The organism is Blastocatellia bacterium (genome assembly GCA_035275065.1).
Classification (GTDB): Bacteria; Acidobacteriota; Blastocatellia; order UBA7656; family UBA7656; genus DATENM01.
This window is the reverse complement of record DATENM010000090.1, coordinates 78,709-105,291: the sequence shown is the minus strand read 5'-3', so window position 1 is coordinate 105,291 and position 26,583 is coordinate 78,709. Positions and strand designations below refer to the sequence as shown.

Annotated in this window: 19 protein-coding genes; 12 read left to right on the top strand and 7 right to left on the bottom strand. The window is 60.8% G+C overall.

Features of this window, described 5'->3' with window-relative positions:
• Positions 1-27 precede the first annotated feature (27 nt).
• From VJ464_21195 to VJ464_21185, 3 genes are all read right to left on the bottom strand, one after another.
• Positions 28-2,367 (bottom strand): protein kinase, encoded by a 2,340-nt coding sequence (locus VJ464_21195; protein HKQ07656.1) that lies wholly within the window; start codon positions 2,365-2,367, stop codon positions 28-30.
• Between the two features lie 77 nt (positions 2,368-2,444).
• Positions 2,445-4,028, bottom strand: a complete 1,584-nt coding sequence (locus tag VJ464_21190) for a 1,4-alpha-glucan branching protein domain-containing protein (GenBank protein HKQ07655.1) — start codon at positions 4,026-4,028, stop codon at positions 2,445-2,447.
• A 38-nt stretch (positions 4,029-4,066) separates the two neighbouring features.
• On the bottom strand, positions 4,067-5,059 hold the full coding sequence (locus VJ464_21185; protein ID HKQ07654.1) for a DUF4912 domain-containing protein: 993 nt from the start codon (positions 5,057-5,059) through the stop codon (positions 4,067-4,069).
• 324 nt (positions 5,060-5,383) lie between these two features.
• On the opposite strand from VJ464_21185, the gene hfq reads away from it, so the two are divergent.
• The 6 genes from hfq (at position 5,384) to VJ464_21155 (ending at position 11,720) form a co-directional block, all read left to right on the top strand.
• Positions 5,384-5,752 (top strand): RNA chaperone Hfq, encoded by a 369-nt coding sequence (hfq, locus tag VJ464_21180; protein ID HKQ07653.1) that lies wholly within the window; start codon positions 5,384-5,386, stop codon positions 5,750-5,752.
• Between the two features lie 74 nt (positions 5,753-5,826).
• Positions 5,827-6,471 carry a dTMP kinase gene (gene tmk / locus VJ464_21175; protein HKQ07652.1) on the top strand — a complete coding sequence of 215 codons (645 nt, stop codon included), beginning with the start codon at positions 5,827-5,829 and terminating at the stop codon, positions 6,469-6,471.
• A gap of 73 nt (positions 6,472-6,544) precedes the next feature.
• Entirely contained in the window at positions 6,545-7,333 is a 789-nt protein-coding gene (locus tag VJ464_21170) for an RDD family protein (protein ID HKQ07651.1), read from the top strand.
• A gap of 32 nt (positions 7,334-7,365) precedes the next feature.
• Positions 7,366-8,295, top strand: coding sequence for a hypothetical protein (locus tag VJ464_21165; GenBank protein HKQ07650.1), 930 nt, complete (start codon positions 7,366-7,368; stop codon positions 8,293-8,295).
• A gap of 67 nt (positions 8,296-8,362) precedes the next feature.
• Positions 8,363-8,824 (top strand): tRNA (N6-threonylcarbamoyladenosine(37)-N6)-methyltransferase TrmO, encoded by a 462-nt coding sequence (gene tsaA, locus VJ464_21160; protein HKQ07649.1) that lies wholly within the window; start codon positions 8,363-8,365, stop codon positions 8,822-8,824.
• A gap of 160 nt (positions 8,825-8,984) precedes the next feature.
• The gene (locus VJ464_21155) at positions 8,985-11,720 is read left to right on the top strand and encodes a carboxypeptidase regulatory-like domain-containing protein (GenBank protein HKQ07648.1); all 2,736 of its coding nucleotides are present in this window, start codon (positions 8,985-8,987) and stop codon (positions 11,718-11,720) included.
• A gap of 284 nt (positions 11,721-12,004) precedes the next feature.
• Here the strand turns inward: VJ464_21155 and VJ464_21150 are convergent, their stop codons facing one another.
• Positions 12,005-13,669 carry an L-lactate permease gene (locus tag VJ464_21150; protein ID HKQ07647.1) on the bottom strand — a complete coding sequence of 555 codons (1,665 nt, stop codon included), beginning with the start codon at positions 13,667-13,669 and terminating at the stop codon, positions 12,005-12,007.
• Between the two features lie 165 nt (positions 13,670-13,834).
• On the opposite strand from VJ464_21150, the gene VJ464_21145 reads away from it, so the two are divergent.
• From VJ464_21145 to VJ464_21120, 6 genes are all read left to right on the top strand, one after another.
• Positions 13,835-14,950 carry an aldo/keto reductase gene (locus VJ464_21145; protein ID HKQ07646.1) on the top strand — a complete coding sequence of 372 codons (1,116 nt, stop codon included), beginning with the start codon at positions 13,835-13,837 and terminating at the stop codon, positions 14,948-14,950.
• A gap of 90 nt (positions 14,951-15,040) precedes the next feature.
• Positions 15,041-16,351, top strand: a complete 1,311-nt coding sequence (locus VJ464_21140; protein ID HKQ07645.1) for a hypothetical protein — start codon at positions 15,041-15,043, stop codon at positions 16,349-16,351.
• An 82-nt stretch (positions 16,352-16,433) separates the two neighbouring features.
• On the top strand, positions 16,434-17,012 hold the full coding sequence (locus tag VJ464_21135) for a YetF domain-containing protein (protein ID HKQ07644.1): 579 nt from the start codon (positions 16,434-16,436) through the stop codon (positions 17,010-17,012).
• Between the two features lie 446 nt (positions 17,013-17,458).
• Entirely contained in the window at positions 17,459-18,187 is a 729-nt protein-coding gene (locus VJ464_21130) for a 3D domain-containing protein (protein ID HKQ07643.1), read from the top strand.
• 275 nt (positions 18,188-18,462) lie between these two features.
• Positions 18,463-18,960 (top strand): hypothetical protein, encoded by a 498-nt coding sequence (locus tag VJ464_21125; GenBank protein ID HKQ07642.1) that lies wholly within the window; start codon positions 18,463-18,465, stop codon positions 18,958-18,960.
• 201 nt (positions 18,961-19,161) lie between these two features.
• Complete coding sequence (locus tag VJ464_21120; protein ID HKQ07641.1) at positions 19,162-20,295, top strand: transposase; 1,134 nt, start codon at positions 19,162-19,164, stop codon at positions 20,293-20,295.
• Positions 20,296-20,306: 11 nt separating this feature from the next.
• On the opposite strand, the gene VJ464_21115 is transcribed toward VJ464_21120, so the two are convergent.
• The 3 genes from VJ464_21115 to VJ464_21105 all read right to left on the bottom strand — a co-directional run bounded on the left by VJ464_21115 (position 20,307) and on the right by VJ464_21105 (position 26,442).
• Positions 20,307-22,166 carry a hypothetical protein gene (locus VJ464_21115; protein HKQ07640.1) on the bottom strand — a complete coding sequence of 620 codons (1,860 nt, stop codon included), beginning with the start codon at positions 22,164-22,166 and terminating at the stop codon, positions 20,307-20,309.
• Positions 22,167-22,239: 73 nt separating this feature from the next.
• Positions 22,240-24,987 (bottom strand): glucosidase, encoded by a 2,748-nt coding sequence (locus VJ464_21110; GenBank protein HKQ07639.1) that lies wholly within the window; start codon positions 24,985-24,987, stop codon positions 22,240-22,242.
• Between the two features lie 129 nt (positions 24,988-25,116).
• Entirely contained in the window at positions 25,117-26,442 is a 1,326-nt protein-coding gene (locus VJ464_21105) for a Stp1/IreP family PP2C-type Ser/Thr phosphatase (GenBank protein HKQ07638.1), read from the bottom strand.
• Positions 26,443-26,583 lie beyond the last annotated feature (141 nt).

Sequence of the window (26,583 nt, the reverse complement as noted above, 5' to 3'; positions counted from 1 at the left end):
CAAAAACTTCCTCTTCATCAAGGCCAATCAGGCCAGCCCCATGCGGCGCAGCAAATCTTCAAAGCGCGGATCGTCGCGCACGTCGTCAAAGACCGGCTCGACGTTGATGTAGACCAGTATGCCGTGGCGCTCGCGGTAGGTCTTCTCCAGTTGCTCGAAGCCCCGGTCGCGGTCGCCGACGCCGAAGTAAGCGCGCGCCATGCTGTAGGGCGAAACGTACAACCGTGAAGTCAATTCGTTGAGCGTCACCAGCGACATCTCGGCGTCGGTCGTCCGCCCCCAGGCGGCGTAGGCGTGACCCAGCGCCGACATGGTTTCAGTGTCGTGCGGCACCAGTTGCAAGGCGCGCTCGAATTCAGCGACCGCTTCACTGTACATCTGCTTCTGCTCGTAGATCATCCCCAGCCGCCGGTGCGCCAGCGAGTAATCTGTCGCCAGCTCCATCGTCTTGCGGACCTGGTCAATCGCTTCGTCGTAGCGGCGCGAGAAGTAATAGATGCGCGCGACGTTGAGGTTGACGACCGGCGACAGCGGCTCTAGCTCCATCGCCCGGCGGACTTCGGCGACCGCTTCGTCGCCGCGCCGCATCGCCGCCAGAAAGAGCGCGTACCACAGGTGCGCCGTCCCGTAAGCCGGGTTCAGTGTGATGGCCTGCTTGAACTCCTGTTCCGCCGCCGCCCACTCCCACTCGTACCAGAAGCGAATGTGCGCCAAGCTGACGCGCGCCTCGGCGAGCTTGGGGTCGAGCTTCAAGGCTTTCATGGCCGTCGCCTTGGCGCGCAGGAAGGCGGTGCGCGGCGGCATCTTGCTATAGCTCGCCATCAGCGTGTGGCTGTCTGAGAGGCCCGAGTAGGCGAGCGCGTAGTTCGGGTCGAGAGCAATCGCCTGCTCGAAGAATTCGATGCCCCGGCGCAGGTCTTCTTCGGTGCGCCGGTTCCAGTGATAGCGGCCTTTGAGGTAGAGCTGGTAAGCGGCGGTGTCTTCGGTGTAGCGCCGCGCCAGGCGCTTCTTCTGCGCGCCGGTGAGCTTCAAACGCAAGTGCTCGGCGATCTCCGCGGCCATCTCCTCTTCAATGTCACAAATATCACAAAGCGAGTGGCTGATCTGACCGCCCCAGAGGTGCGAGCCGTCGAGCGTATCGATCAGCTCGGACTTGACGATGACCTGCTCGCCGCGTTGGAGGATGCGCCCGACCAGCACGGCGCGCACATTCAGCTCGCGCCCGACGCGCATCGGGTCAGGCTCCTGCGCGTGCAGGCTGCCGGTGGTGCGCACCTTGTAGCGAAAGACGGTCGAGCGCGCCATCACGCGCAGGCGCGGCAGCGCCGAAAGCGTGTGGATCAACGACTCGGTGATGCCTTCCGACAGGTAATCGGTCTCCGAATCGCCGCTCAGGTTGATGAGCGGCAGAATGGCCAGCGAATCAATGGCGCGGCGGCGTGACGGCGGGCGCGGCAAAGACTGCGTCGGACGGTGCAGGTCAATGGTCGTGCCCTGCGGCGGGTGCGCGCCGCTGTCCATGTCGCGCAGCAGATTCTGCAAATCGACCAGCAACTCCTGCGACGATTGGTAGCGCCGCTCCGGTTGCTTTTCGAGGCACTTGCGGACAACGCGCTCAAGGGCCGGCGGCACGTTGTAGTTCAGCCGCGCGATAGGCACGGGCTCGGCGTGGATGATGCGGTCAACGACTTCGATGCTGTTGAGGCCGCCGAAGGGCAGGTGCCCGGTGATCATCTCGTACATCACGACGCCGAGCGAAAAGATGTCCGAGCGGTGATCTATGGGGTGGCCCATCGCCTGTTCGGGCGACATATAGGCGACCGTGCCGGCGACGACGTTAAGCGAGGTTTGCCGCACCAGCTCTTTGGTCGTCTCGTCCGTGCGCAGCGAGCCGGAGCGCGTCACTTTGGCAATGCCAAAGTCTAAAATCTTGACCGCGCCGCGCTCGTTCAGCATCAGGTTGGCGCTCTTGATGTCGCAGTGAATGATGCCAAAGCCATGCGCTTCGTTGAGCGCGTCGGCGATCTGCGCGCTGATCAACATTACGTCGCGCAAGGGGAGCGGGCCGCGCTCCAGGCGCAAGCTGAGCAGTTCGCCTTCGACGTACTCCATGACGATGAAGATGGCGCCTTCATATTCGCCGATGTCGTAGATCGCCACGATGTGCGGCGAGCGCAGGGCCGAGGTGGCGCGCGCTTCCTGCATGAAGCGCGTGCGGCGGTCAGGATCGTACTGATAAGAGGCCGGCAGGAATTTGAGCGCGACGCTGCGACCGAGCCTGAGGTCTTCGGCGAGATACACCTCGCCCATACCGCCCGCGCCGAGTTCTCTGATAATGCGATAATGAGAAACCGTCTGCTCGATCACGCCGTTTACACCTCAAGGCCCTTGCTGGATTAATTATTCTCCCAGAAGCGGGGTGTAATCGTCCACAGCCGAGCAGGTTATTGATAGACTTTGTAATCAATCTCCTGAAAAATCGAGTCTTTCCATTCGACGTCGGCGAGCCATTCCTCGTCAATCTCGGCGCGCTTAATCATCTCGTAAAGCCGCGTGAAGCGGTGGATATGATCGCGGAAACGCTTCTTGGCGTATTGCACGCTGGTCGCCGTCGTGATGATGAAGGCCCAGTCCGAAGATTCCGCCAGCAACAACTCGCGCGCCGCCTGATTCAGGGCGCGCTGCATCAAGCCTTCAGCTTCCGTGTGCTCGCGCGCCAGCTCGATCATGCGGTCTTCGGCGACGTGCTGGTGCATATACATCCATTCGTTCTCGCCGTTGATCCAGACGCGGTAATAGCCTTCCGCGCCCCACGACGAGGTGCTGATCTGCTGCTGCTGGTTGTCCGTGTACTCGGCCAGATAATCGAGCGGCGTCGCCAGGCGAATCTCGTCCTGGTCGAAGTGAATTTTGCGGAAGAGGTGGTTTAAGAACTGCGGCCCCTCGAACCACCAGTGGCCGAACAACTCGGCGTCGTAGGGCGAGACGATCAGCGGCTTGCGGCCCAGAACCGGGGCCAGGTGCTGCGCCTGCGCCTGGCGGTTGTGCATGAAGTGGGCGGCGTGCGTCGCCGCTTTGCCCGCCGCCCACTGCGGCACGTAAGGCTGCTTGGCGCCGAGGTCAACCTTGCCGGTGACGCGGAAATACTTGATGCCGAGATTGCGGCGAATGCCGTCGCTGTGCAAGTAAGGCTTGATGTAGTCGTAATCGCCGTCGAAGCCGAGGTCGCGGTAAAACTCGCGGTAATCGACATCGCCCGGATAGCCGATCTCGGCGCTCCAGACCTGCTCGCTGGTCTCGACGTCGCGCGCAAAAGCGGCGACACCGGCAGGCGTGATGGCCGGGGCGTAGATGCCGCGCCGCGGCTGCGGGTGGCCGAACATGATGGCGTGCGCGTCAACGACGAAGAAGCGAATCCCCGCCGCCGCCAGCAGATCGTCTACGCCGGCGGTGTAGGCGCATTCCGGCAGCCAGATGCCGCGCGGCTCGCGCCCGAAATGCTTCATGTAATTCCGCTTACCGACCTCGATCTGTGCGCGCCGCGCCTCCGTGCGCGTCATCAGCGGCAAAAAGCCGTGCGTCGCGCCACAGGTGATGATGTCAATGGCGCCGGCTTCTTGAAGGGCGCGAAAGCCGTTCAAGATATTCCGCTGATAGCGGTTCTCGAACATATCGCGGGCGACGGTGAAATGGTTGAAGTACATCTGCGCCGTCGCGTTCATGGCTTCCGAGCCGCGCGTGCGCACGACCTCTTTTTCGCAAAGCTCGATCAGCTTGCCGAGGTGGCGCACGTAGCGATCCTGCAACAGCGGATCGGCCAGCATCTCGCACAGCGGCGGCGTCAGCCCCAGCGTGACGCGCGCCCGCACGCCGTCCAGCATGCAGCCTTCAAAGACCTGCAAGAGCGGCAGGTAGGTTTCGCTGATGGCTTCAAAGAGCCAGTCTTCTTCGAGGAATTCCGGGTATTCGGGGTGGCGCACGAAAGGCAGGTGCGCGTGCAGGATGATGGCTAACAGTCCTTGTTCCATGGTGGGTCTCGGGCTCAAGGTTCGTGGTTACTGGTTGGTCACGGCTTGCGCGACGACGTACTGGGAACCAGGAACCAGGAACCGGGCACTCTGAATTGCGGCAGGCGCGGCAGATGAAACTCTTCGCCCGGCGGCATACACTCGCTGGCCCCCGCAAAGAAGCGCGGCGTGACGTGCAGCGGGTGGGCGCGGTCGCCAATCAATTCACGCTCGTCTTCAATCGCCTCGCGCAGCACTTCCGGCAAGTAGTGCGCCAGTCCGACCGACGCCAACCGGCCTTCGCTGGAGTAGTAGAGTTTCAACAACTCGCTGCGGAAGGGTTCAGGCAGCGCGTCAATCACATCAACGGTGAGGTCGCCGCCGATGGCGGTAATCAGCAGCGCGTTGCGCACAGATTCGGGCAGCTTGAGCAGCAGGTTGGCGATCTGCTGGCCGTCGGCGGTCGAGCCCGGCATCGGCGCTACGGTGATCTCCATCGCCTGCTCGGGCGCAAATCCCGAAGCCTGCAAGACGCCGAGAAATTCCGGCGTCGTCATCTGGTAGGCCGGCTCAGGCGCGGGCACCGGCGAGACCGTGCCGCGCGGCGTGCGTACCTGATTCGAGCGCACCAGCGCGATGTAGCCGTGCGCCGGCGAGCGCACGCCGATTTCGAATTCGTAGGTGCGGTCGGGGAAGACCATCATCCAGTAGCGCCCGCGCGGCCCGACTTCAAAGAAGGCTTCCTGGCTGCCGTCCATGTCGCGCAGCTTGAGCGTGGTGCGGAACGCGGCGGCCTCGGCTTCGGAAAAAATCCGCGTCAACCCCTTGAGACTTTCCGGGCGCACCTCCCAGTAGATGAAGATGCGAAACGGGTCTTGCAGCAGGGCGCGAATGATGTCAACGCCGTAGCCTTCCGGCACCGGCAGCCCTTCATCGATGTAGGGTTCGTCGCTCGCCGCGGCGGCGGCGGCGTCTTCGGCGGCGGGCTGATCCGGCTCAATGGGTTTAACCGGCGCGGTGCCGAACCCGGACGCGGGCCTTAGAACAAACATCGCAATCTCCTTCAGATGAAGTAAACTAACTTTGTATTTGATGGGCGGGGTGGTGTCAAGCAGATGGGTGTCGGGGGCAGGGTCTATTCATTCCCGGCTCAGAGACAGGGAATAAACCGCCAAGACGCCAAGAACACCAAGAGAAAGCCGCTCGTTTTTGGCTTGGCGCTCTTGGCGTCTTGGCGGTTGATCTCCCGTGAATGAATAGACCTGCCCCCGACACCTATCACTCAACGAGGGGCGCAAAGTCTTGCCCAGATTGAATTATCTATGATAGGTTTGCAATACCCTTGAAAACTTTTTTGACCGGGGGGAGTCTGGTAAATGGAAAAACCATCGCAACAAAACACAATCCAAGACAGCTTTCTCAACAGTGCCCGCAAAGAACGCAGCAACGTCACCATCTACTTGATGAGCGGAGTCAAGCTGACGGGGCGGATCAAGAGCTTCGACAAGTATTCGGTGATTCTGGAGGCAGGGGCGCAGGAGCAACTCATCTTCAAGCACGCCATCTCGACGGTCTCGTTGCCGCGCGGCGGCGGGCGTGACTTTCATTACAGCCGTGACAGCCGCGAAGGCCGCGGCCCGGAGCGCGGTCCTGAGCGTGGCCCTGAGCGCGAGCATCACCCCGAGCGCGAGCATCCATCGGAAGCGAACCCCAGCGGATCGGCAGCCGGCGGCGACCGTTCTTGAAGCGTGCGCTTTCGCTTTGATCATCTTGCCATCACTAAGGGGCTGCCCATTGCGGCAGCCCAACTCATTTTCCCATGACCCGCGTCGGACTGTTCATCACAATGGAAGGGCTGGATGGCTGCGGCAAGAGCACGCAGCTTGAGCGGCTGGCGGCGGCGCTCGGCGAGCGCGGCCACGACGTGATGGTGACGCGCGAGCCGGGCGGCACGCCCTTAGGCGAAGGCGTGCGTGGCCTTTTGACATCCGCAGTCAGCGACGGCATTGTGCCGACGGCAGAGCTGATGTTGATCGTCGGCGCGCGCGCTCAACACGTCGCCCAGGTGATCCGACCGGCGCTGGCCGCTGGCCGTGTGGTCATCAGCGACCGCTACACCGATTCGAGCGTTGCCTTTCAAGGCTACGGTCGCGGGCTCGACCTCGGCTTGATTGAAAGGGTGAATCTGGCAGCGACCGAAGGGCTGCGACCCGCCCTGACGATTCTTCTCGACCTGGAGCCGGAAGCGGCGCAGGCGCGCATGAGCGCGCGCCCTGTGGGCGGCTTGCTGGGCGCGCTCGATGTCGAAAAGCTCGACTTTCACGCGCGCGTCCGTCGCGGCTATCTCGAACTGGCGGCTGCGGAAGCCGACCGCGTCCGCGTCGTCCAGGCCGCCGGCAGCAGTGACGAGACCCACGCCGCTGTGATGCAAGTCGTATTACAGAGGGTGACAAGTGACGAGTGACAAGTGACAAGAGCCAGGCGCTCACAACGATTTTCTCTTGTCACTCATCACTCGTCACTTGTCTCTATCGCCTATGCTGGATGATGAACTGGTAATCGAGACCCCCGAGCGCGTCGAGCTGCATTATGTGCTCGCCAATGTCGGCAACCGCTTTCTGGCGGCGGCCATCGATCATCTGATTCAAGCGTTGTTGATTCTGCTGGTGCTGCTGATTGCCGGGGCGTTCAGCGACGGGCCGCTGTTTCGCGGCTCGGCGGTCTGGGCGGCGGCGATTGCCGTGCTGTTGGTCTTTGGGATTATCTGGGGCTACTTCGTCGCCTTCGAGACGCTGTGGAGCGGCCAGACGCCGGGCAAGCGCTGGATGCGGCTGCGCGTCATCCGTGAAGACGGACGGCCCGTGCGCTTCTTCGAGGTCTTCGTCCGCAACCTGCTCCGCCTGGTCGTTGATCTGCTGCCGCCGACGACCTACGCGATTGGCGTCATCTCGATTATCTTCAGCGCCCGCTCCAAGCGCGTCGGCGATTTCGTCGCCGGCACGGTGGTCGTCAAAGAGCGCGCCACCGAAGCGCCGTCGCTCGACGACATCATCAAGATTTCTAACATCGAGCAGGAGCGCCTGGAGCGCGCCGCGCCCGCCGCCTTTACCCTCGACACACGCCTGCTCAACGAGGCAGAGCTACGCGCGATTGAAGTCTTTCTCAAGCGCCGCTACGAGCTGACGCCGGTCAATCGCACGGCGCTGGCAACGCGCATCGCTCAACCTTTGCTGGCGCGGCTCAACCTTGCAGCCGACGGGCTCGCCCCCGAAGCGGTGCTGGAAGAGATCGAGCGCCAGCGCCGCGCTCAGTCGCGCTACGTCTGAGTGAGCGGGGATTGGCCGCGGAGGAAATAGAGATGAAGCTGACAAAAAGAATGGCCGGTCTGATGACTCGGATGTTGGGCCGGAGGCCACGCCGTGCGGCTTTGAGCCTGCTCGGCGCGTTGATGGTGGCAAGCCTTAACTGGAATGGCGCGGCGCAACAGACCGCGCCACGCGCCGCCGCGGCAATCTGGTCGGGCACCAGCGCCGGTTACACGATTCAATGGACGGGCGCGGACTTGACGGGCCGCCCGGCAAGCGGTGTGGCGGCACCGCTCTTTTCGGCGCGGCAACTGGCCCGCCAGGATTTTGCCGCCATCGAAAAAGACAGCGACGGGCATTGCGAGTACGAGCGCCACTTCACGTTGCTCTCGGTGGTCGGCCCCATCATCAGCTATCAAGACGGCTACGTAACCTTCTGCGAAACGGCAGCGCATCCCGGCGGCGAGACCCGCTTCGTCGCCGTTGACCTGTCGAAGCCGGCGCGCGCGCAACGCGGCTCGGACGACACCATGTTGCCGGGTAATGCGGCGAAGCTGACAGACTATTTTCCGGCGACTGAAATCCACAAAGCCCTGATGGCCGACCCGCTCATCCAGAAGGCGCTCGCCGGCAAGCGCCCGCGGACGCTCCCGGAACTGCTTAAGCTCATCGGCGAAGCGTTTCCGACCGTCGCCGAGGATGAGAAGACATGCTTCACGCTTGAATCCGACTTGCTGACGCGCTTCGTCTTTCATCACGTCGAGGGCAATAAAGTCGCCGTGCGCCTGGGCCTGTCGGGCGCCGGCGTGTGCCGTAACAACCTGACGCAGGTCGGCCTCTTGCTGCCCATCCCGGCTTCGCTCCAGCAAGCGCTGGCGAACGCCGACGCCGGCAGTGAAGGCTTCTTGATGAACCGCAAAGTCGGTGCGGGCCGCCAGACGAACTTCGTGGCCGAAACCAAAAAGCGACCGTCGCGCCAGTAGCCGCAATCTCTGTTCGGTCCCATTTTTATTCGCCCGCTGCCCCAGGTCGGGCTGAAGTGGAGGATCAATGTTTACTCCGCGACCCATCGGCACGGTTCGCTCGGCCTACACGGAGACCGCGCAAATCCCTAAAGGCTGCGGTGCGCGGCATGACGCGGAGGGCGTGCTGGAACTGCTGCCCGAGTTTGAAGAGGGCCTGAAAGATATCGAAGGCTTCTCGCACCTGTTCGTCATCTGGGTTTTTGATCGCGCCACGGGCTATGAGCTGGTGGGCGCGCCGCCGACTGACCCGCGCCCGCACGGCGTCTTTGCGACCCGCTCACCGCGCCGGCCAAACCCGCTCGGCCTCACCGTCGTCGAGTTGCTGCGCCGCGAAGGGCGGCGGCTCTACGTTCACGGCTTGGACATGCTGGATGGGACGCCGATTCTCGACATCAAGCCGTACCTCTCTAGCATACCGGCAGAGCGCTTGCGGCGCGGCTGGCTGGCCGAAGCCGAAGCGCGCCAGGCGTCCGAGAAGAATCCCTGAGCCGATAGCCTGTACCTTTGTCCGCGTTGTCGTCACACCGCTTCAGTGTGATGACGCCCGCCGCTTACCGCTTGAGCCGCTCGGGTGGCTATGCTATTTTCCATGCGGCTCGCTCAACTGCCTGTTCATATCACGCTTGGCTTCATTCTCTGGAGGTTGTATGTCACGACGCTATCTCTTGCAACAGGCCGTCGCCTGCGCGGTTGTCATCTTATTTACAAGTCTGGCCTGGGGACAGGCGACCGGCTCGCTCGCCGGCACGGTCAAAGACCCTGCGGGCGCAGTCGTTGGCGGCGCGCAGGTGACCTTGCGCGATGCCGCTTCCGGCCAGTCGCGCAGCGTCGTGAGCGACGACACGGGGAGGTTCCGCATCGAGAACCTCGCGCCCGGACGGTACACAATCGGCGTCTCTCACAGCGGCTTCAAATTCGCCGAGGGCGAAGTCGAAATCAGCGCCGGTCGCACCGCGACGCTAGAGATCAAGCTTGAGATCGAAGCGCCGCACGCCGAGATCGGCGTCTCGGCCAAAGGCGCGGTCGCCGCCAACGCCGATCCGACCTATCGCCGTCTGCGCGACGGCAACGGCTTCGAGACTTACTCGGTAACTAACCTTACAATCACGCGCGACGTCGGCACGCTGACCTTGAAGAGCGGGCGCATCAGTTTCCTTGAGCCGGTCGCGGGCCGCGTCGTCAAAGCCATCTTCGTCGGCGACGGCGAATTCCTGCTCAAGCCGGCCATCGGCATCGAGCGCAATTACCTGCGCCTGCTCACCGACCGGGAAGAGGTGGCCGAAACTTTTGAAAAGCTCGTGCTCTGCTTCACGGACGACACCTACCAGGAGGTGAAGCGGCAAGCGCAGGCCGGCGAAGCCGATAAACGGACGGCGGATGTGCTTCACGACTTCAACCGCCGCATGCGCCACCGCCCTGAGCAGCCGCGCAGCCTGCTCGAATACCTGCTGGCTTACGAAGGCGAAAACCTCGACGCCGAAATCCTCGCCGATGTCTACAACCCGAAGCGCGCCGGCTTCTTTATGGCTTTCATCAACGGCAAGCGCTTCGACGACCTGCGCTACGTCGTCCGCCCGCGCGGCGCGCTGCCGCAGATTCTCTCGCCCGAAGAGGTGGCGCTCATCAACTACGAGCCGGGAGGCGACCGCGAAGGCATCCTCTACCTCGCGCACTTCGAGCCGGAGTACCGCGGCGGCAAGGCGAGTTCCGAAGAAGACAAGCGCATCATTGACGCCGAGCACTACCGCATCGAGACCGTCATCAATGGCGAAAAGCTGACGGCGACGGCAGATCTCACGTTCACGGCGCTCGGCGACGGCGACCGCCTGCTGAGCTTCGGGTTGCTGCCGAACCTGCGGGTGACGCGCGTCCACTTCGGCGACAGTGACATTGATTACGTTCAAGAGCCGCGCAAGGAAGACGGCTCGTTTTACGCGGTGCTGCCCGAAGCCCTGGTCAAAGGCAAGCAGTACAAGATCACCGTCGAGTACCAGGGCAACAAGGTCGTCGAAGACGAAGGCGGCGGCAACTTCGCCGTTGGCGCGCGCACCAGTTGGTATCCATCTGTAAACGCCTTCAACGACCGCGCCACCTTCGACCTGACTTTCAAGGTGCCGAAGCAGTACACGCTGGTCGGCGTCGGGCGCGAAGTGAAGACATGGCGCGAAGGCGATTACGCGGCCTCGCAGTGGGTGTCGGACGTGCCGCTGGCGGTCGCCGGCTTCAACTATGGCGACTTCAAAAAGAAAGCCATCATTGATGAGCCGACGAAATATGGCATCGAAGGCTACGCGACCTCTGAGCTGCCCTATTACTTGAAGCAGGCGGGCGAAGAGATCGGCGCGATGACGCCGGCGCGGCTGACGGACAAGGCCATCGTCGAGGCGCAGAACTCGATGCGCCTCTTTACACACTGGTTCGGCGAAGCGCCTTATGGCCGCATCGCCATCACGCAGCAGCCGCAGCCCAATTTTGGCCAGTCGTGGCCGACGCTCGTCTACTTGCCGATCATCTCTTTCTTCGACGCGACGCAGCGCTATATGCTGCTGCGGCGCATATCAGGGCGGCTGAACGAATTCCTCGACGAGGTGACGGCGCACGAGGTGTCGCACCAGTGGTGGGGCCACATCGTCGGCTGGGCGTCGTATCACGACCAGTGGCTGTCGGAAGGCTTCGCAGAGTTTTCGGCGGGCATCTACTTGCAGGCGACCGAGCAGAGTCCCGACAAGTACCTGAGGTACTGGCAGCACGCCCGCGAGCGCATACTTGAGAAGAACGCCTTCGGGCGGCGCGCCAACGATGCCGGGCCGGTCTGGCTGGGGTTGCGCCTGAACACCTTCAAGACGGAGGGCGCGTACTCCAACGTCGTCTACCCCAAAGGCGGCTACATCCTGCATATGCTGCGCACGATGATGTGGGACGTGAAGACGCACGACGACCGCTTCATCGCCATGATGCATGACTTCGTCAAGACCTACACGCACCGCAACGCTTCGAGCGAAGGCTTCAAGGCGGTCGTCGAAAGGCACATGACGCCGGGCATGGACGTAGATGGCAATCACCGCATGGACTGGTTCTTCAACGAGTGGGTTTATGGCACAGAGATTCCGCGCTACCGCTTTCAATACAGCCTGGTGCCCGAAGCCGATGGCAAGGTGCTGCTGAAAGGCACGCTGACGCAGTCAGAGGTGTCGGAGCGCTTCACGATGCTGGTGCCGGTCTTCCTCGACTTCGACGGCAAGCTGGTGCGCCTCGGGCTGGTGACGATCAACGGCAACTCGACGAAAGACTTTCAGGTGCGCTTGCCGCAGAAGCCGAAGCGCGTCCTCATCAACGCCTACCACGACGTGCTGGCGTCTGAATCCGTCAGCGAGCAGAAATGAGGCTTGAGCCTGAATCTGAGTTGCATGAAAAAGGGCGAGTTTATCGCCTTTGGTAACCCGCCTGAATGAGCCTGCAATAAAAAAGGGCGGCGACTATGCGAGTCGCCGCCCGTAGTTGCGTAAGGAAAAAACCTCAATATGTTTATTATTTAAATTACTTTCGCTGATAATGCAAGAGCTGTTTCGAAGAATTTTAAAATGAGCATAAATGGCAGGCGGTTACAACACGGTTTACAGGCTACAAAACGAAAAGCGCCGCAATGAGGAGCGCCTGGGTTGATGCTTCACCGCGGCACCGCGCCCGTGAAGAGGTAGGCGTAAGCCATCACGATCAACCCAACGATGGCCGCAAGCGCGACGGAGTGCCATAGCACGAAGCGAAAGATCAGCCCCTCGTTGCCGACCTGATTCGTCGCGGCGGTGGCGACGACGATGGATTGCGCGTCAACCATCTTGCCCATAACGCCGCCGGCGCTGTTGGCGGCGCACATCAACACAGGGTTTAATCCGAGCTGCTCGGCGGTGATGCGCTGCAAGCCGCCGAACAGCGCATTCGACGATGTATCGCTGCCCGTCAGCGCCACGCCGAGCCAGCCGAGAAACGTCCCGAAGAAGGGAAACAACCTGCCTGTGCGCGTGAATGCCAGGCCCATCACCGCGTCCATCCCCGAATAGCGCGTCACAAAGCCCAGCCCGAGCATGAAGGCAATCGCCAGCACCGCAAAGCGCATGCGGACGAGCGTGCCCCAGAAGACCTTTGCCAACTGAATCGGCGCGACGCCGAGCAAAAAGCCGGCGACCAGGGCGGCGAGAAAACAGCCTGTGCCGGTTGCCGCCAACCAGTTGAAATCGAACTTCGCGGCTTCGGGCTGCGGGCTGGCGACGACCGGCGCGGCGCGCGTGACCGCGCCGTGCAGCGCCGGCACTTCCCAGCCGCCGCGCTCTGCTGCCGGCGTCGTCCAGCGATTCATTGTGGACTTGATCACAGGCAATCCCCAGAGCAGCACGAAGAGTGTGAGGACGACGAAGGGCATCCATGCGCGCGCGATCTGCCGCGCCGAATAGACGCGCTCGGCGGGCCGCGCCTGGCTCGCGTCAGCCTGATTTTCTTCACCCTCGGCGCCGCGCCAGATGCGCTTCGGTTTCCAGAAGCGTAAGAAAACCGTCGTCGTCACCAGAGAGACAACGCCGCCGACGATGTCAACCAGATTGCTATCCACAAAATTCGACCAGACGAATTGCGTTGCGGCAAAGCTAATGCCGACGACTAGAATGGCGGGCAGCACTTCAAAGGTTTCGCGCCAGCCGACGATGGTGCGCACCAGCCAGAAGGGCACGATGAGGGCCGTGATCGGCAGGATGCGACCAAGCATGGCATTCAAGTCGGCTTCCGGCAAACCCGACACGGCGGCGAGCGTGTGGACAGGCGTGCCAATCGCGCCCCAGGCGACCGGCGCGGTGTTAGCGATCAGGTTCAATGCCGCCGCGTGAAATGGCTTGAAGCCGAGGCCGATCAGAAAAGCGCCGGCAATGGCCACAGGCGCGCCGAACCCTGCGGCGCCTTCGATGAGCGCGCCGAAGCAGAAGGCGACGAGCAGGGCTTGCAGGCGGCGGTCTTCGGTGATGCGAGCGACGGACGATTTCATAATCTCGAACTGCCCTGTGTAGACCGTCACGTCATAGAGAAAGACCGCCGCGACGACGATCCAGGCGATCTTCAAGATGCCGAAGGCCGCGCCAAATCCGAGGCTCGCCGCCGACAGCCGCCACGGCATCTGGAAGACCAGGCTGGCGCAGGCAATCGCCGTCAGCGCCCCGAAGAGCGCCGCCCAGTGCGGCTTGACGCGGAAGACCGCCAGCAATCCCAACAGCACGACGACGGGCAGCGTCGCCACCAGCGTCGATAGCCACCACGCGCCCATCGGGTCATACACCTGTGTCCAGTTCATCGGGTTTATCTCTTCGGCTAAAGAATTGATGAGGCCGCCAGATTACTACTCAACCGTGACGCCTGACAAGCCGGTCGTCGGTAAAGCGCTCGCGGGGCTCTTGTGATACAATGGCGCGCGTCAGGCGGCCTGAGCGGAAAGCCCACCTTCGGATAGGAGGCACGCATGAGCATACAGGGAAGCGCGACGATAGAGGGGACGCGGCGTTATGCATCGCGGCTCGCGGCGGTGACGGCGGCAGGCCATTTCCGCCAGCAGCAAGAGCTGTGTATGTCGTCTATCGGGCTGGGCACTTACCTGGGCCACTGGGATGAGCGCACCGACCGCATGTATCAGGAAGCCATCCGGCGTGCCGTTGAACTGGGCTGCAACGTCATTGACTCGTCGATCAACTACCGCTTCCAGCGCAGCGAGCGCGCCATTGGCGCGGCGCTCAAACAGCTATTCGAGAACAAGCGGGCGGCGCGTGACGAAGTGATCGTCGCGACCAAAGGCGGCTTCATCCCCTTTGACAACGAGCCGCCGCGCGATGCCCGCGCCTGGATCGTCGAAAACATCATTGCGACCGGCGCCGCGACGGCAGACGAGATCGTCGGCGGCAGCCATTGCATGGCCCCCGGTTATCTCGATCATCAACTGTCGCGCAGTCTTGAGAATCTCGATCTCGATTGCGTTGATATTTATTACATTCACAACCCGGAAACGCAGTTGCAGGGGCTGACGCGCGAGCAGTTCAATCAGCGCATTCGCGCCGCCTTCGCCTTTCTCGAAGAGGCCGCCGCCGGCGGGCGCATCCGCGTCTACGGCACGGCGACCTGGAACGGTTATCGCCAGCCGCCGACGGCGCGCGATTATCTATCGCTTGAAGAACTGGTCGGCATTGCCCACGAGCTTGCGGGTGACGAGCATCACTTCCGCGTCATTCAATTGCCATACAACCTGGCGATGCCGGAAGCCCTGACCGAGGGCAATCAAACGGTCGCCGGGGAACCGCTATCGCTGCTGATGGCGGCAGACCGTCTGGGAATGACGGTGATGTGCAGCGCGTCGATCTTGCAAGCGCGGCTGAGCGCCGGCTTGCCGGACTTCGTCGCCGCGACCCTGAAAGGGCTCAAAACCGACGCGCAACGCGCCATCCAATTCGTGCGCTCGACGCCGGGGGTAACGACAGCGCTCGTCGGCATGAGCCATCGCTCGCACGTCGAAGAAAACCTCGAAGTCGCGCGCGTCGAGCCGCCGCCGGTCGAACAGTTCTTCGAGATGTTTTCGAGCGGAGAATAAAGCAGTTATCATTTGCACTTTTTGAATTCGCGGCTGCGTATTGTAGAATGGGAGTAGCAGTTTTCAGGCGTACAGATTGGCGGCAAAGCCATGCAAGCGATCTATACCACGGCAATTGAAGATGAGCGGGCGCTCTTTTCGCCGCTGCCGCAATCGCCGTTCGCCGTGCGCCTGTGGCGGGCGCTCAAGGAGACCGGGCGCGAGTTTGCCGGCAGCCCCTTCAGCTTTCTCCGCCGCGCCTTTCTGCCTGAGCACATGAGGGACTGGCTGCCGAGGCGTTTGGGCAATGCCCTGGCTGCGGCGGTCGCACACCCGCTGGCCACGCTCGGCGGCCTCTGGCGGCGCGAGCGCATCCCTGTCGGCTTCATCTATCCGCACGTCGCGCGCAGTGCCAGCTTTGTCGTCAATGCGTCATCGCCGGTGGTGGCAAAGCTGCGCGCCTGGGATCGCTTCGTGCCGGTGCTTGTCGCTTCGGGCGCAGCCCACGGCGTCTTGATCGTCGTGCTGGTCTATCTGACCATCCTCAACATGCTGGCGCCGTTTACGAACGTGCAGATCGTCAACCGGCCATACCGCCCGTTCACGCCGGATCAGATCGCGCAGCTCTACGCCCGCAAGCCCATCGCGCAGCCGAAGCCTACCGATCAGGTCTTGTCGCTCGAAGAACTGCGCGAGCGCGAGCGCAAGCGGCTTGAAGAACGTGAGCGCCGGGCCGAAGAAGAAGCGCGGCTCAAGGCCGAGCGCGAAAAGGCGGAGCGCGAGAAGGCCGAGCGCGAGGCGAAGGAAGCTGAAGCGAAAGCTGCTGAAGCGAAAGCTAAGGCCGAGGCCGACGCCAAAGCCGCCAACGCCACCGGGCCAATGAAATTTGGCGAGATCAACGAAGCGGCCATCAAAGACCTGATCGCCAAAATGTTCGAGAGCTATAAGAATGGGGAGCTAGACGTCGGCAACTATGCGGTCAGGCTGAGCTTCAGGATTGACTGCGACGGCTCGATGCCGCGCTCAAGCATCCATTCCGCGCCCTGGGACAAAGCTTCTCCGAAGGATCCAAAAAAAGAAGAACTGGCTATGCGTATCCTCTGGCTGCTCGGCGAGTCGCACGCGCTCGGGCCGCTCTGCCAGTTCAGCTCTAATACCATCGACTTTGAAATGAACGAGCAGATCACGAGATTGAGCATCAGCGGCTTTGGCCCGACGCCCGAGTGGACCAGTGAGAAGGCCATGCAACTGAAGACGCTGTTTCTTGGCATCTCGTTGTTGAAAGGCAACAGCGATACCGGCCAGCTCGCAAAGCTCGTCAAGATTCACACCACCAGCAAACGGCTCGACCTCGACCTGACGGTTTCGCGCGAGCGCGCCAACGAGATGATGCGCGCCAGCCAACGCAGCACCCCGCAGTAATTCATCTTTTCCCTTTTCGTCTTTTCGTCCGTTCCTGTATAACAACACCCATCCCCTGAATCCTCATCCGTGGAGCGTGAAGATGGACGCCAAGCTCTGGACAGACTTGCTGCACCCGGACATCTCGATAGTCGAAAAGATTATTCGCCCGATCCTCGTCTACCTCTTCCTGATCGCCGGACTCAGGCTGGCGGGCAAGCGCGAGCTCGCCCAGCTCAACCCGTTCGACCTTGTGGTTTTGCTTACATTGTCGAACACCGTGCAGAACGCCATCATCGGCAATGACAATTCGGTGCTCGGCGGTTTGATCGGCGCGACGACGCTGCTGTTGGTCAACTATGTGGTCGTGCGCTTCTTCTACACGCACACGCGGCTCGACCGCATGATTGAAGGCGACGCCGACGTGCTGATTGAAAATGGCCAGATCAATGAAGCGCGCTGTAAGAAAGAACTGATCACCCGCGCCGAGCTTGAAGCCGCGGCGCGCCGGCAGGGCTTCACGTCGCTCGCTGATATTGAGCGCGCCGTGCTAGAGCCCGGCGGCACACTCACTTTCATCGGCAAACGACCGACGGCCGAAGCGACGCGCCACGACGAGTTGCTGGCCAAACTTGATGCTGTGCTGCGCGAGCTTGCCGAGCTGAAGAAAGCGACGCGGTGACACGGTGAGGGGAGAAAGCGACGCGGCGACGCGGCGAGGGAAAAACAGAGAGACTGACTGCTTGTCTTCCTTTCTCCGCGTCCCCGTGTCTCCGTGTCACCGCGTCTCCGCGTCACTCTGCCCGCGTCTCCGCGTCGCTTTTCCCCTGCCTGTTTCTGATGGTAACGCTTAATTTTCAACACTTACGGGGAGCGGGCGGTCGCAAGAAAATTGCAAGATTCGGTATAAGCCCTTAGGGTTTTAACGTTTACTCCTACCCGTTGGCTGGCGGCTGCGACCGGGCGCTTGCCTTACTCTTCCCCTCACATTTTGGCGTGGTATACTGGCCGCTCGTTTACGAAGCGCGCTGTTTAGAGCATTGAAGTAAAACTTGGCGAGCAAGATGGGTTCTTGGGTCGTTGGCTCCATACAGCGTAAATTGCTAACCAAATAAACAGGAGGCAAGAATGAATCACACCCCCAACAGGAGATTCACCAGCAGCCTCTCCTCAGGTTTATCGATTCTGGCGATTTTTGCATTCGGGTACTCCATAAACGGCCACGCCCAATCGGTGCGTACCGGAGATCATCCCACCATTACGAAATCAACCGAAGAAAAATCCCTCGACATCCCCGGCACCTTCAAAGACCTGCCCGCCGCCAAAGATGCGGTCACCTCGAAGCGCACGGTCATCATCGCTCGCCCCACCGCGCGCCGATCTGTCAATGTAGCGCCGCTCGCGATTGACGAGAGCAAAGGCGTCACCTCGCGTTCGCCGATTCGCGGCGATGTGAGGCACACAATGAGAAGCGCCGCGCCCGTCGGCATCCACAGCGATGCCGCTGATGTGGCAGAAGCTACAGACGCAGAGTTCGAGGATTTTCACGCCACCGCCTATTGCCTGCAAGGGCGCACGGCTTCCGGCGAGTTTGTCCAGCAAGGCTTCATCGCGGCTGACCCGCGTGTGCTGCCGCTGGGCACGGTCGTTCACATTCGTGCGGGGAGATACACAGGAACCTACACGGTCAAAGACACCGGCGAGCGCATTAAAGGGCGCCGGGTTGACGTGTACGTGCCGAGCTATAGAGAAGCCAAGGCGTTCGGTCGGCGCCCGGTGAAGATTAAAGTCATCGGTCGCGCGGGACGCAAGGCTGGTGCGGCAGGCAAGGCTGGCCTGCTCGCCGATACGCAATAGACTGCCGCTCGTCTTTGAGTGGTGAAGGCCAAACAAGCGAAAGCCCGCAACCGCACCGACCGCGGTCGCGGGCTTTCGCTTTTACCCTCCTTGCAAAAGAAGGCCCCATGCATTCATGCCGGGGATGAATTTCGCAGCCCTGAGCGGGTCAATCCCCGCGATAGGGCTGATTGATTTGTTAGGCATCTTTCAAAACTTCTCAGTTGATAATTACTCGCCCTTCTTGTATCTTACGTTATCGTAAGAAAACGTAAGATAAAAAGGAGGTGTGGGAAATGAGAACCAAAACCATAGACCAAGTCTTGAAGGTAATCCATGTCGCAAAGGAGCGATACAAGCTTGGACACGGAATTGACGACGCTTATGGATATGCCGTCAATCACGTTGCTAGGGAATACAATCGGACATACCAGACAATTGGCGACGGTTGTAGTAGACGCTTAGGCTTAGATGATGTAAGTGAATTCAGGAGGATGCTTAAGAGCGCATTTGATGGAAATGATGGCAACCTGCGAAGGCTGCTTAAGAGTAAGACTACTCCTGAGCATAGTAGCAAGATAGACGAGTCATTTTCTCTGTTACAGAGCGGAGCGAATGGAAGATCAAGACTCCCCGATGTGCATATCACTTACACTATACAATTACCAAAAGCAGACTCGGATGTCTTGAAGGCTTTAGCTCAACTTCAAAACAGGCAGCCAGACGAACTACTCGCCGAAGTGGCTGCACAGGCTGTGAAGGAAAAAATGAAACGGGCTGTAAACGAGTTATAAGCGTATAGGCGATAAACAATCTTAGTCGTCCTGGATAGATCAACCTTCACCGCGCGACGCCTAACAATGCGTTCCAGCGGAGGCCACGAAGCGCAGTTCTCATCGAATTAATTAAACTCGCCGGCGGCATCCCGAAAGACGTGGAAGAATCCTTTTGAGCCGCCCCGATTTGATTGAGGCGGTCAGGAAATTAGCGAAACAGTGAAGGCGTACAAGTTCAAAATCAAAAAGCCCTCGAAACGGATTGTTCAAGCATTTGAGCAAACGCTTGATTTGTGTCGTGAACTCTATAATGCCGCGCTTCAAGAAAGACGTGACGCCTACAAGGTGCAACACAAGAGTATTGGTCTTATTGAGCAATGCAAGGAACTCACGGAGATTCGCGGTTTTCGACCTGATGTTGCCGGGCTGCACTCACAAGTAGCGCAAGACGTTTTGAAGCGTATAGACAAAGCCTTCAAAGCCTTCTTTTTGCGAGTCAAGAAAAACGAGAAGGCGGGCTATCCAAGATTCAAAGGGAAGCATCGCTATAATTCGTTCACCTATCCGCAGTCTGGCTTTCGATTGGACGGCGACAAGCTCACGCTCTCGCGCATAGGCTCAATGAGACTGAGGCTGTCGCGGGAGGTTGAAGGCAAAATCAAGACCTGTACTATCAAGCGGCAAGTGGACGGTTGGTTTGTCATCTTTGCAGTCGAAGAAAGCTACTTGCCTTATATTCCGAAAAGGGGCGACAGCGTAGGCATTGATGTTGGCATTGAAAACTTCGCCACACTCTCTACGGGCGAAGTCATTGAGAATCCAAAATATCTGCGTCAGGCTGAAGGTGAATTGAAAATCGCACAGCGCAAGGTGAGCAAGAAGAAACTGCGCGGCTCGAATCGTCACCAAGCCGCTCGCATCCTTGCGCGAAAGCATCAGAGAGTTGCGAATCAGCGCAGAGACTTCTTTCACAAACTAAGCAATCAACTCATTCGAGAGTTTGATGAGATTGCCGTTGAAGATTTGAACATCAAAGGGATGGTGAAGAACCACCACCTTGCTAAAAGCATCAGTGATGCGGCATGGAACACTTTTCTTCAAATACTCATTGCCAAAGCTGAGAATGCTGGACGGCGAGTATGGAAAGTGGCCGCCGCGTTCACTTCGCAGGATTGCTCTCGATGTGGCGAGCGGGTCAAGAAATCGCTCGCCATCCGTGAGCATCGCTGTATTGGTTGTGGCCTTGTGCTCCATCGTGACCATAACGCTGCGATCAATATTCTGGCTCGGACTGCGCCATTTGCGAGGGTGAAGGCTGCTTCACCCGACGACCAAAAAATCCGCTTCCTTTAAGGAGCGGAGGGTCAATTTTGAATCAAGGCGGTGTCGAGAGACGCCAGGCGGTCTGTGGCCACAGAGAAGTAGCGGGCCAGCGCCTCGCGGTAGGCGTTCATTTTTTGCAGCGTCGCCTTTGAAGCCGTCGCGCCCGGCTCGACGAGCAGGATGAAGGCGATGCGGAAAGTTTTCGGGGCGCTCGCCGCATCGGGCAGGCGCGGCCCTTCGCGAGAGATGATCTGCTCGACGCGCGCCGTGTGCTTGATGGCGTTGACCGTGTAGCCGCTGATCGGTGACTTCTGGCGCAATAGCTCGTGCAGTTGCGCGTCGGTTTCCAGATAGGTGAATGGCGGCACCTCCGCTGCCGGACGCAATCCCATCAAGTACTGCTCAAGGCGCGAGAAGTAATTAACCGCCGTCTCACTGGTCGTAAACAGACTGCCGCCGCCTTCGCGCCAGCTGTTGCCCTCCATCAGCGCCGAGAAGCTGCCATCGCTAGTCGTGCGGGTGTCGAGGAAGAAGCTCCAGTGCGAGTCGTCGCGACCGAGCAGCAGGTTTTCATCATCGCCGCTCGACCGGACATAAGCCAGCCATCGGTGGCCCAGCTCATGACAGACGATGCTGATGGCCGAGTTCAGCCCGGCGGTATTGGCTTGCGGATCACCCGGCCAATCGTTCTGGTTGCCCATCGTGATGACGGTCGCCAGCCGCGCCGCGCTGCCATAGAGCGCCCCGCGATCAAAAATCTTCAAGCCGATGCCGCTGATGTCATTGCGCACGTTGAACGAGTGTGCGACGCCGAGCCCATTGTCATAGGCGAAGTCGGCCCAGATAAACGCCATGTCTACATCGTCAGTGTGTGTGCGATAAAACGCCCGCGTCAGCGCCGGCAAGTCCAATTGGCGCTGCTTGGAAAAGAGCTGAAACATCGGCCCGCTGATCACCGCGTCGGGCGGATCAGAGTAAACCAGCGGCTGCGCCTCTTGCTCGGTATTGCCCGGCGACAGGCCAACCAGCGACGTGCGCGCTTTCACTTTTTTGTAGATGAAGGCGATGCGCCCATCATCATAGAGCGCCGCTTGAAACGTGCTCAGGCCGCCATAGGACAATTCGGGCACGGCGTTCCAGGTAATGACGTGGCGGCCTTCGAGGCGATTGTAATAAATCTCACCGCCGCCGCTGGTGTCGAGGTTCGCCCAGAGCGGCGCAATGCGCGGCGCGTTCGCCGCGAGCGTAGCGACAGAGGGGCGAGCGCTGTTGTCGCCATGAGCGAAGGTGATGTAGCCGTTCGTGCCGACGTACAGCGTGTCATAGGTGACGCCATAGAAGGTGAACGGCGCACCAGTAATCGGGATGTCGCGATAGCCGCTAATGCCTGTGCTGAGCTGACCGTCGATGCCGAAGAAGCTGCTCACCTGCGTGCCGACATCGTTAGTGAAACGCACATTGGCCGGCGTCGGGCGATAGCCATTGGCGTCGGGCGTGAACATGACGGCGCGCTTGGCCAGGTCGAAGGCAGAGGGCGGCATGATGATCGAGCCGTCGTCTTCGATAAGCGCAAGGTCGCCTTGATCTTGATTGAGCGCGGTGAGGGGGCGTGCGCGGCGCGCGGCGAGTCGGTCGGGCGAGCGCAGCGCGTGCATCTGGTGGCGGGCGATGGCTTCTTCCGCGCCGCGCGCCTCGTAGCCGCAGTCGAAATGCGGCAGCGTGTTTACCGTCAGCCGGACACGCGCTTCATCCTGACTGGCCGCCGGCTTGATGCCGGCACGGGTGCTGGCGAAAGATAACGCCACGATGAATGCCGCGAGCAGAACGGCGATCCAGACGAATTGTGAGCGGCTTCGAGCGCCTTGCTTGAATGCGCGAGCCGCTTTCGATGAAGCGTCCATACCTTTGACCGTAAAGCAACTGTGGGCTTGCTCCCGGCATTATAAGAGACCTGTCCGAAAGATGCCAACCGGCTCAGTGCCGCCACTCGTCAATCAACGAAGCGACCAGCGCCGTCCAGCCGGTCTGGTGGCTCGCACCGATGCCCGCGCCGTTGTCGCCGTGAAAGTACTCGTAGAACAACACGTAGTCGCGCCAGTGCGGATCTTCCTGAAATTTCTTCGAGCCGCCGTAGACCGGGCGGCGGCCCGTTTCGTCGCGCGTGAAAATCTTGATCATGCGATTGGCCGCCATCTCGGCCATCTGCCACAGCGTCACTTCGCTATCATCGGCCAGCCGCATCTTGAAGCTCGATCCATACGCCTTGCCGAGCTTCCTCAGTGACTCGATCAGCAGGAAGGTCGTCGGGAACCAGAGCGGGCCGCGCCAGTTCGAGTTGCCGCCTTTGATCTTGTTGTCGGATTCTGCCGGCTCATAGCGCACCTCGCTGCTGCCGAAAACGTAGGGGTGCTGCTCGTGATACTTCGATAAGCTGCGAATGCCGTAGTCTGACAGAAACTCGTCAGCGTTAAAGACGCGCCATAGAATGCTCGCCATCTGCTCCTGGTCAACGATGGCCAGCACGTAGACTTTCATGCCGTCATGCTCAATCTCATGGACGCAGTTGCTCACGATGTCCTGGCGGTTGCGCACGAACCATTCGAGGTTGCCTTTGAAATCTTCGAAAGTCGTGATCCAGTCGGTCTCCAGCCGCTCGACGGCGTAGAGCGGGATGATGCCGACCAGCGAGCGCACGCGGAACTTGTGGAACTCGCCGTTCGGGTAGCGCAGCACGTCATAGAAAAACTGTTCGCGCTCGTCCCACAGGCTGTAATCGCGCCCGCCGCGCCGCTTCATCGCCGCGCCGACATAGACGTAATGCTCGAAGAATTTCGTCGCCAGCCCTTCGTAAACCGGGTTGGTTTTCGCCAGCTCGACGGCGATGCGCATCAGGTTCAGACAGAACATGCCCATCCAGCCGGTCGCGTCCGACTGCTCCAGCACGACGCCCTGCTGGAGCTTCTCGCTGCGGTCAATCACCGTGATGTTGTCTAAGCCGAGAAAGCCGCCTTCGAAGATGTTATTGCCCTCGCGGTCTACTTTGTTCACCCACCAGGCGAAGTTGATCAGCATCTTGTGAAAACATTTTTCGAGCCAGGCGCGGTCGGCCACCCCGCTGCGAATGCGATCCATGTTGTAGACGCGCCAGCAAGCCCACGCATGCACCGGCGGGTTCAGGTCGGCGAACTCCCACTCGTAGGCCGGTATCTGGCCGCTGGGGTGCTGGAACTGCTCGAACAGCATCAGCCAGAGATTCTCTTTGGCGAATTCGGGATCAACCAGCGCCAGCGGCACGCACTGAAAAGCTAAATCCCAGGCGGCGAACCACGGGTACTCCCACTTGTCAGGCATCGTCAGCACGCGCAGCGAATTCAGGTGCAGCCAGTGCTGGTTGCGTATGTTCCAGCGCGATTCCGGCGGCGGGTCGGCGGGGTTATCGCCGTCCAGCCATTTGTGAACGTCGAAGATGTAACTCTGCTTCGTCCACAAGAGGCCGGCGAACGCCTGCCGCTGCACGCGGCGCTCGTCTTCGCTGGCTTTGGGCGGATGAATGTGATCGTAAAACTCGTCGGCCTCGCGGCGGCGCTCTACAAAGACCGCGTCGAAGTCGGCAAATGGCGAGAGGTTTGTCAGGCTCAGGCTGCCGGTGACCTTGTGGCCTTCGGGCACATGGCCCGCACCATACTGGTCAGGCGTCAGGCGCAGACGCATCACCAAGGAGCCGCCCGCCGGCACCTCGGCTTTGTAATGAAAGCAACTCTTGGTGCCGCGCCGCTCGGGATTGACGACCGGCTCGCCGCCGATGATGTGGCGGTGGAAGGCGTCTTTGAAATAGTCGAAGCGCGACGTGTTGCGCGGCTGCCGGTCAATCGCCGGGTTGGTCTCGTTGTTCGTAAACAGCGGCTCGGCATCGGTGTCGCAGTAGAGATAGCGCGCGCCGATGTGGTACTTGAAGGGGATCGTCTTGAGCATCTCGGCGGGCGTGTGATCGGCGACGATACTGGTGAACCCTTCGCCCCGCGGGCCGGGAGTAATCTCAGGCGGCGGGCCGGGCGGCTCGGTCCAGCTCCAGGTGTTGCGGAACCACAGGTGCGGCAGCAGGTGCAGCGGCGCCGCTTCCGGGCCGCGGTTGAACGCCGTGATGCGAATCAGTATGTCTTCAGCCGACGCCTTGGCATATTCGACGAAGACATCGAAGTAGCGGTCATCGTCGAATATCCCCGTGTCCATCAACTCGTACTCGAAGCCGCGCCCCTCTCGCCGCTGGTTCTCGGAAATCAACTGATTGTAAGGGAACTCACGTTGCGGATATTTGTAGAGGTACTTCATGTACGAGTGCGTCGGAGTCGAGTCGAGGTAGAAATAGTATTCCTTGACGTCCTCGCCGTGATTGCCTTCCGAGGGGACAAGCCCAAAGGCGCGCTCTTTCAATATCGGGTCGCGCTCGTTCCACAGCGCCAGCCCGAAGACCAGCAACTGATAGCGGTCCGAGATGCCTGCCAGCCCGTCTTCGCCCCAGCGGTAAGCTTTGGCGCGCGCCATGTCGTGCGGCAGGTGACGCCAGGCGTTGCCGTCGTCGCTGTAGTCTTCGCGCACAGTGCCCCAGGCGCGCTCGCTGACATAAGGCCCCCAGCGCCGCCACGGCGGCACGCCTTCGCCGGTTTCTTTGAGCCTTGCATGTTCTTGAGTCGGAGGAGGTATCGCGTCCGGTTGCTTTTTCATAGCCTTTGTTGTGAGCCGAAGAGATTAACCAACGACGATTATTCGCGCCGTACTATATGCGAGCAAAGGCGTGCGCCGCAAGGCTAAAGGCGACGCGGTGATGAAGAAAGCGGCATGGATCAGCCATCTTCAAGGCTGTTGCGGGCTCGGCTGCGGGTTTGCCGGCTGCGGGTTTGCCGGCTGGCTTTCGGCAGGTGGTTGCGCCGCCGGCTGGCTTTCGGCAGGCGTCTGGCTTGCCGGTTCGCTTGCTGCCGGCTCGCTGGCGGGGGGCGGCGTGCTGGGCGGCGCCACCGTTCGCACGTAATAGCGGTAGACGAAGTAGACGGTTGCGGCGATCAGCAGCAGCGCGCCGATGGCCATGAGGATAATCGCCGTGTAGCTCTTCTTCTGGTAATGAACCTGACCGGCCTGAACAAACTCCGGCGAAAGGTAGGGCGACGGCTCGTCTGTGGCCAGGGCCGTCGCGGCTGCCGGTTGCGCCGCCGGCTGCATATACCCGTCATCGGCGGGCGGCGGTTCTTCGCTGCCAACAGGGATGCGCAGCACGGCGGTCTTGCCGGGATCAGGCGGCACGTTGTAATTGTTGGTGGCGCCGGCGAAAAAGTCTTCGTGCGCGCCCGTCAGGCTGCCGGTGATCGTCTGCGATTCGCTTGCCGACTGCAAGCCTTCGCCGTCGAAGCGCGCCAGCACCACCGTGATATTGTCCTCGCCGCCGCGCTCGTTGGCGACATTGATCAAGGCGCGGCAGGCACCCTTCAGATCGCCGGCCTGCTCGACCGCCTGCTTCATCTCATCCGGCCCCAGCTTGTTCGACAATCCGTCGCTGCACAGCAGCAGGCAGTCGTTGCGAAACAGGCGGATGGTGGTCATCGCGACCTTGACGTTCGGCTGCGTGCCGAGCGCCTGCATGATGACGTTTTGCGGAACCGACGCCGCCTGTTCGGGCTGGATGGCGCCGGCGTCAATCAACATCTGCACGAACGACTGGTCCTTGGTCAGCTGTTTGATCTGCTGGCCGCGAATCAGATAAGCGCGCGAATCGCCCACCTGGGCAATGTAGGCCAGGCCGCTCTGCACGATGGTGGCGGTAACGGTCGCGCCCATGCCGCTCAGCTCCGGGTTGGACTGCGCCTCGTTCCAGATGCGCTCGTTGGCGCTCTCGGTGGCGATGCGCAACCGCACCACGGTGTCCATGTCGGGCGGGCATTCCATCAGCGCTTCGCGGATGGTAGTGACCGCCAGCTCGCTTGCGACCTCGCCCGCCGCCGCGCCGCCCATGCCGTCAGAGACGATCATCAGGCTGCCGCGCTCGCCCATCGGGTGGGTGCTCATTTCCGGCCCCAACCCAATTGCGCCAGTCGTCAAATCGGCCACCAGGAAGGCATCCTCGTTGCCGCTGCGATGCATGCCAATGTCTGTGCCGGCGTAGACGGAGACTTGAATCTTGCTCATCATTTTTTCGCGAGTCAGGAGTCAGAGATTAGATGTCAGAGATCAGAGATCAGAGGTCAGAATTGAAGTGGAGGCGCGATAAGCGTACTCGCTGCCGCCGACTTCCTTTTCCATTCTGACTTCTTACTTCTGACTTCTGACCTC

What these genes read in the sequence shown, in the direction of transcription:
- VJ464_21190 (HKQ07655.1), bottom strand. Translation starts at nt 4,028, where the DNA reads ATGGAACAAGGACTGTTAGCCATCATCCTGCACGCGCACCTGCCTTTC.
- VJ464_21185 (HKQ07654.1), bottom strand. Translation starts at nt 5,059, where the DNA reads ATGTTTGTTCTAAGGCCCGCGTCCGGGTTCGGCACCGCGCCGGTTAAA.
- hfq (HKQ07653.1), top strand. Translation starts at nt 5,384, where the DNA reads ATGGAAAAACCATCGCAACAAAACACAATCCAAGACAGCTTTCTCAAC.
- tmk (HKQ07652.1), top strand. Translation starts at nt 5,827, where the DNA reads ATGACCCGCGTCGGACTGTTCATCACAATGGAAGGGCTGGATGGCTGC.
- VJ464_21170 (HKQ07651.1), top strand. Translation starts at nt 6,545, where the DNA reads ATGCTGGATGATGAACTGGTAATCGAGACCCCCGAGCGCGTCGAGCTG.
- VJ464_21165 (HKQ07650.1), top strand. Translation starts at nt 7,366, where the DNA reads ATGAAGCTGACAAAAAGAATGGCCGGTCTGATGACTCGGATGTTGGGC.
- tsaA (HKQ07649.1), top strand. Translation starts at nt 8,363, where the DNA reads ATGTTTACTCCGCGACCCATCGGCACGGTTCGCTCGGCCTACACGGAG.
- VJ464_21155 (HKQ07648.1), top strand. Translation starts at nt 8,985, where the DNA reads ATGTCACGACGCTATCTCTTGCAACAGGCCGTCGCCTGCGCGGTTGTC.
- VJ464_21150 (HKQ07647.1), bottom strand. Translation starts at nt 13,669, where the DNA reads ATGAACTGGACACAGGTGTATGACCCGATGGGCGCGTGGTGGCTATCG.
- VJ464_21145 (HKQ07646.1), top strand. Translation starts at nt 13,835, where the DNA reads ATGAGCATACAGGGAAGCGCGACGATAGAGGGGACGCGGCGTTATGCA.
- VJ464_21140 (HKQ07645.1), top strand. Translation starts at nt 15,041, where the DNA reads ATGCAAGCGATCTATACCACGGCAATTGAAGATGAGCGGGCGCTCTTT.
- VJ464_21135 (HKQ07644.1), top strand. Translation starts at nt 16,434, where the DNA reads ATGGACGCCAAGCTCTGGACAGACTTGCTGCACCCGGACATCTCGATA.
- VJ464_21130 (HKQ07643.1), top strand. Translation starts at nt 17,459, where the DNA reads ATGAATCACACCCCCAACAGGAGATTCACCAGCAGCCTCTCCTCAGGT.
- VJ464_21125 (HKQ07642.1), top strand. Translation starts at nt 18,463, where the DNA reads ATGAGAACCAAAACCATAGACCAAGTCTTGAAGGTAATCCATGTCGCA.
- VJ464_21115 (HKQ07640.1), bottom strand. Translation starts at nt 22,166, where the DNA reads ATGGACGCTTCATCGAAAGCGGCTCGCGCATTCAAGCAAGGCGCTCGA.
- VJ464_21110 (HKQ07639.1), bottom strand. Translation starts at nt 24,987, where the DNA reads ATGAAAAAGCAACCGGACGCGATACCTCCTCCGACTCAAGAACATGCA.
- VJ464_21105 (HKQ07638.1), bottom strand. Translation starts at nt 26,442, where the DNA reads ATGATGAGCAAGATTCAAGTCTCCGTCTACGCCGGCACAGACATTGGC.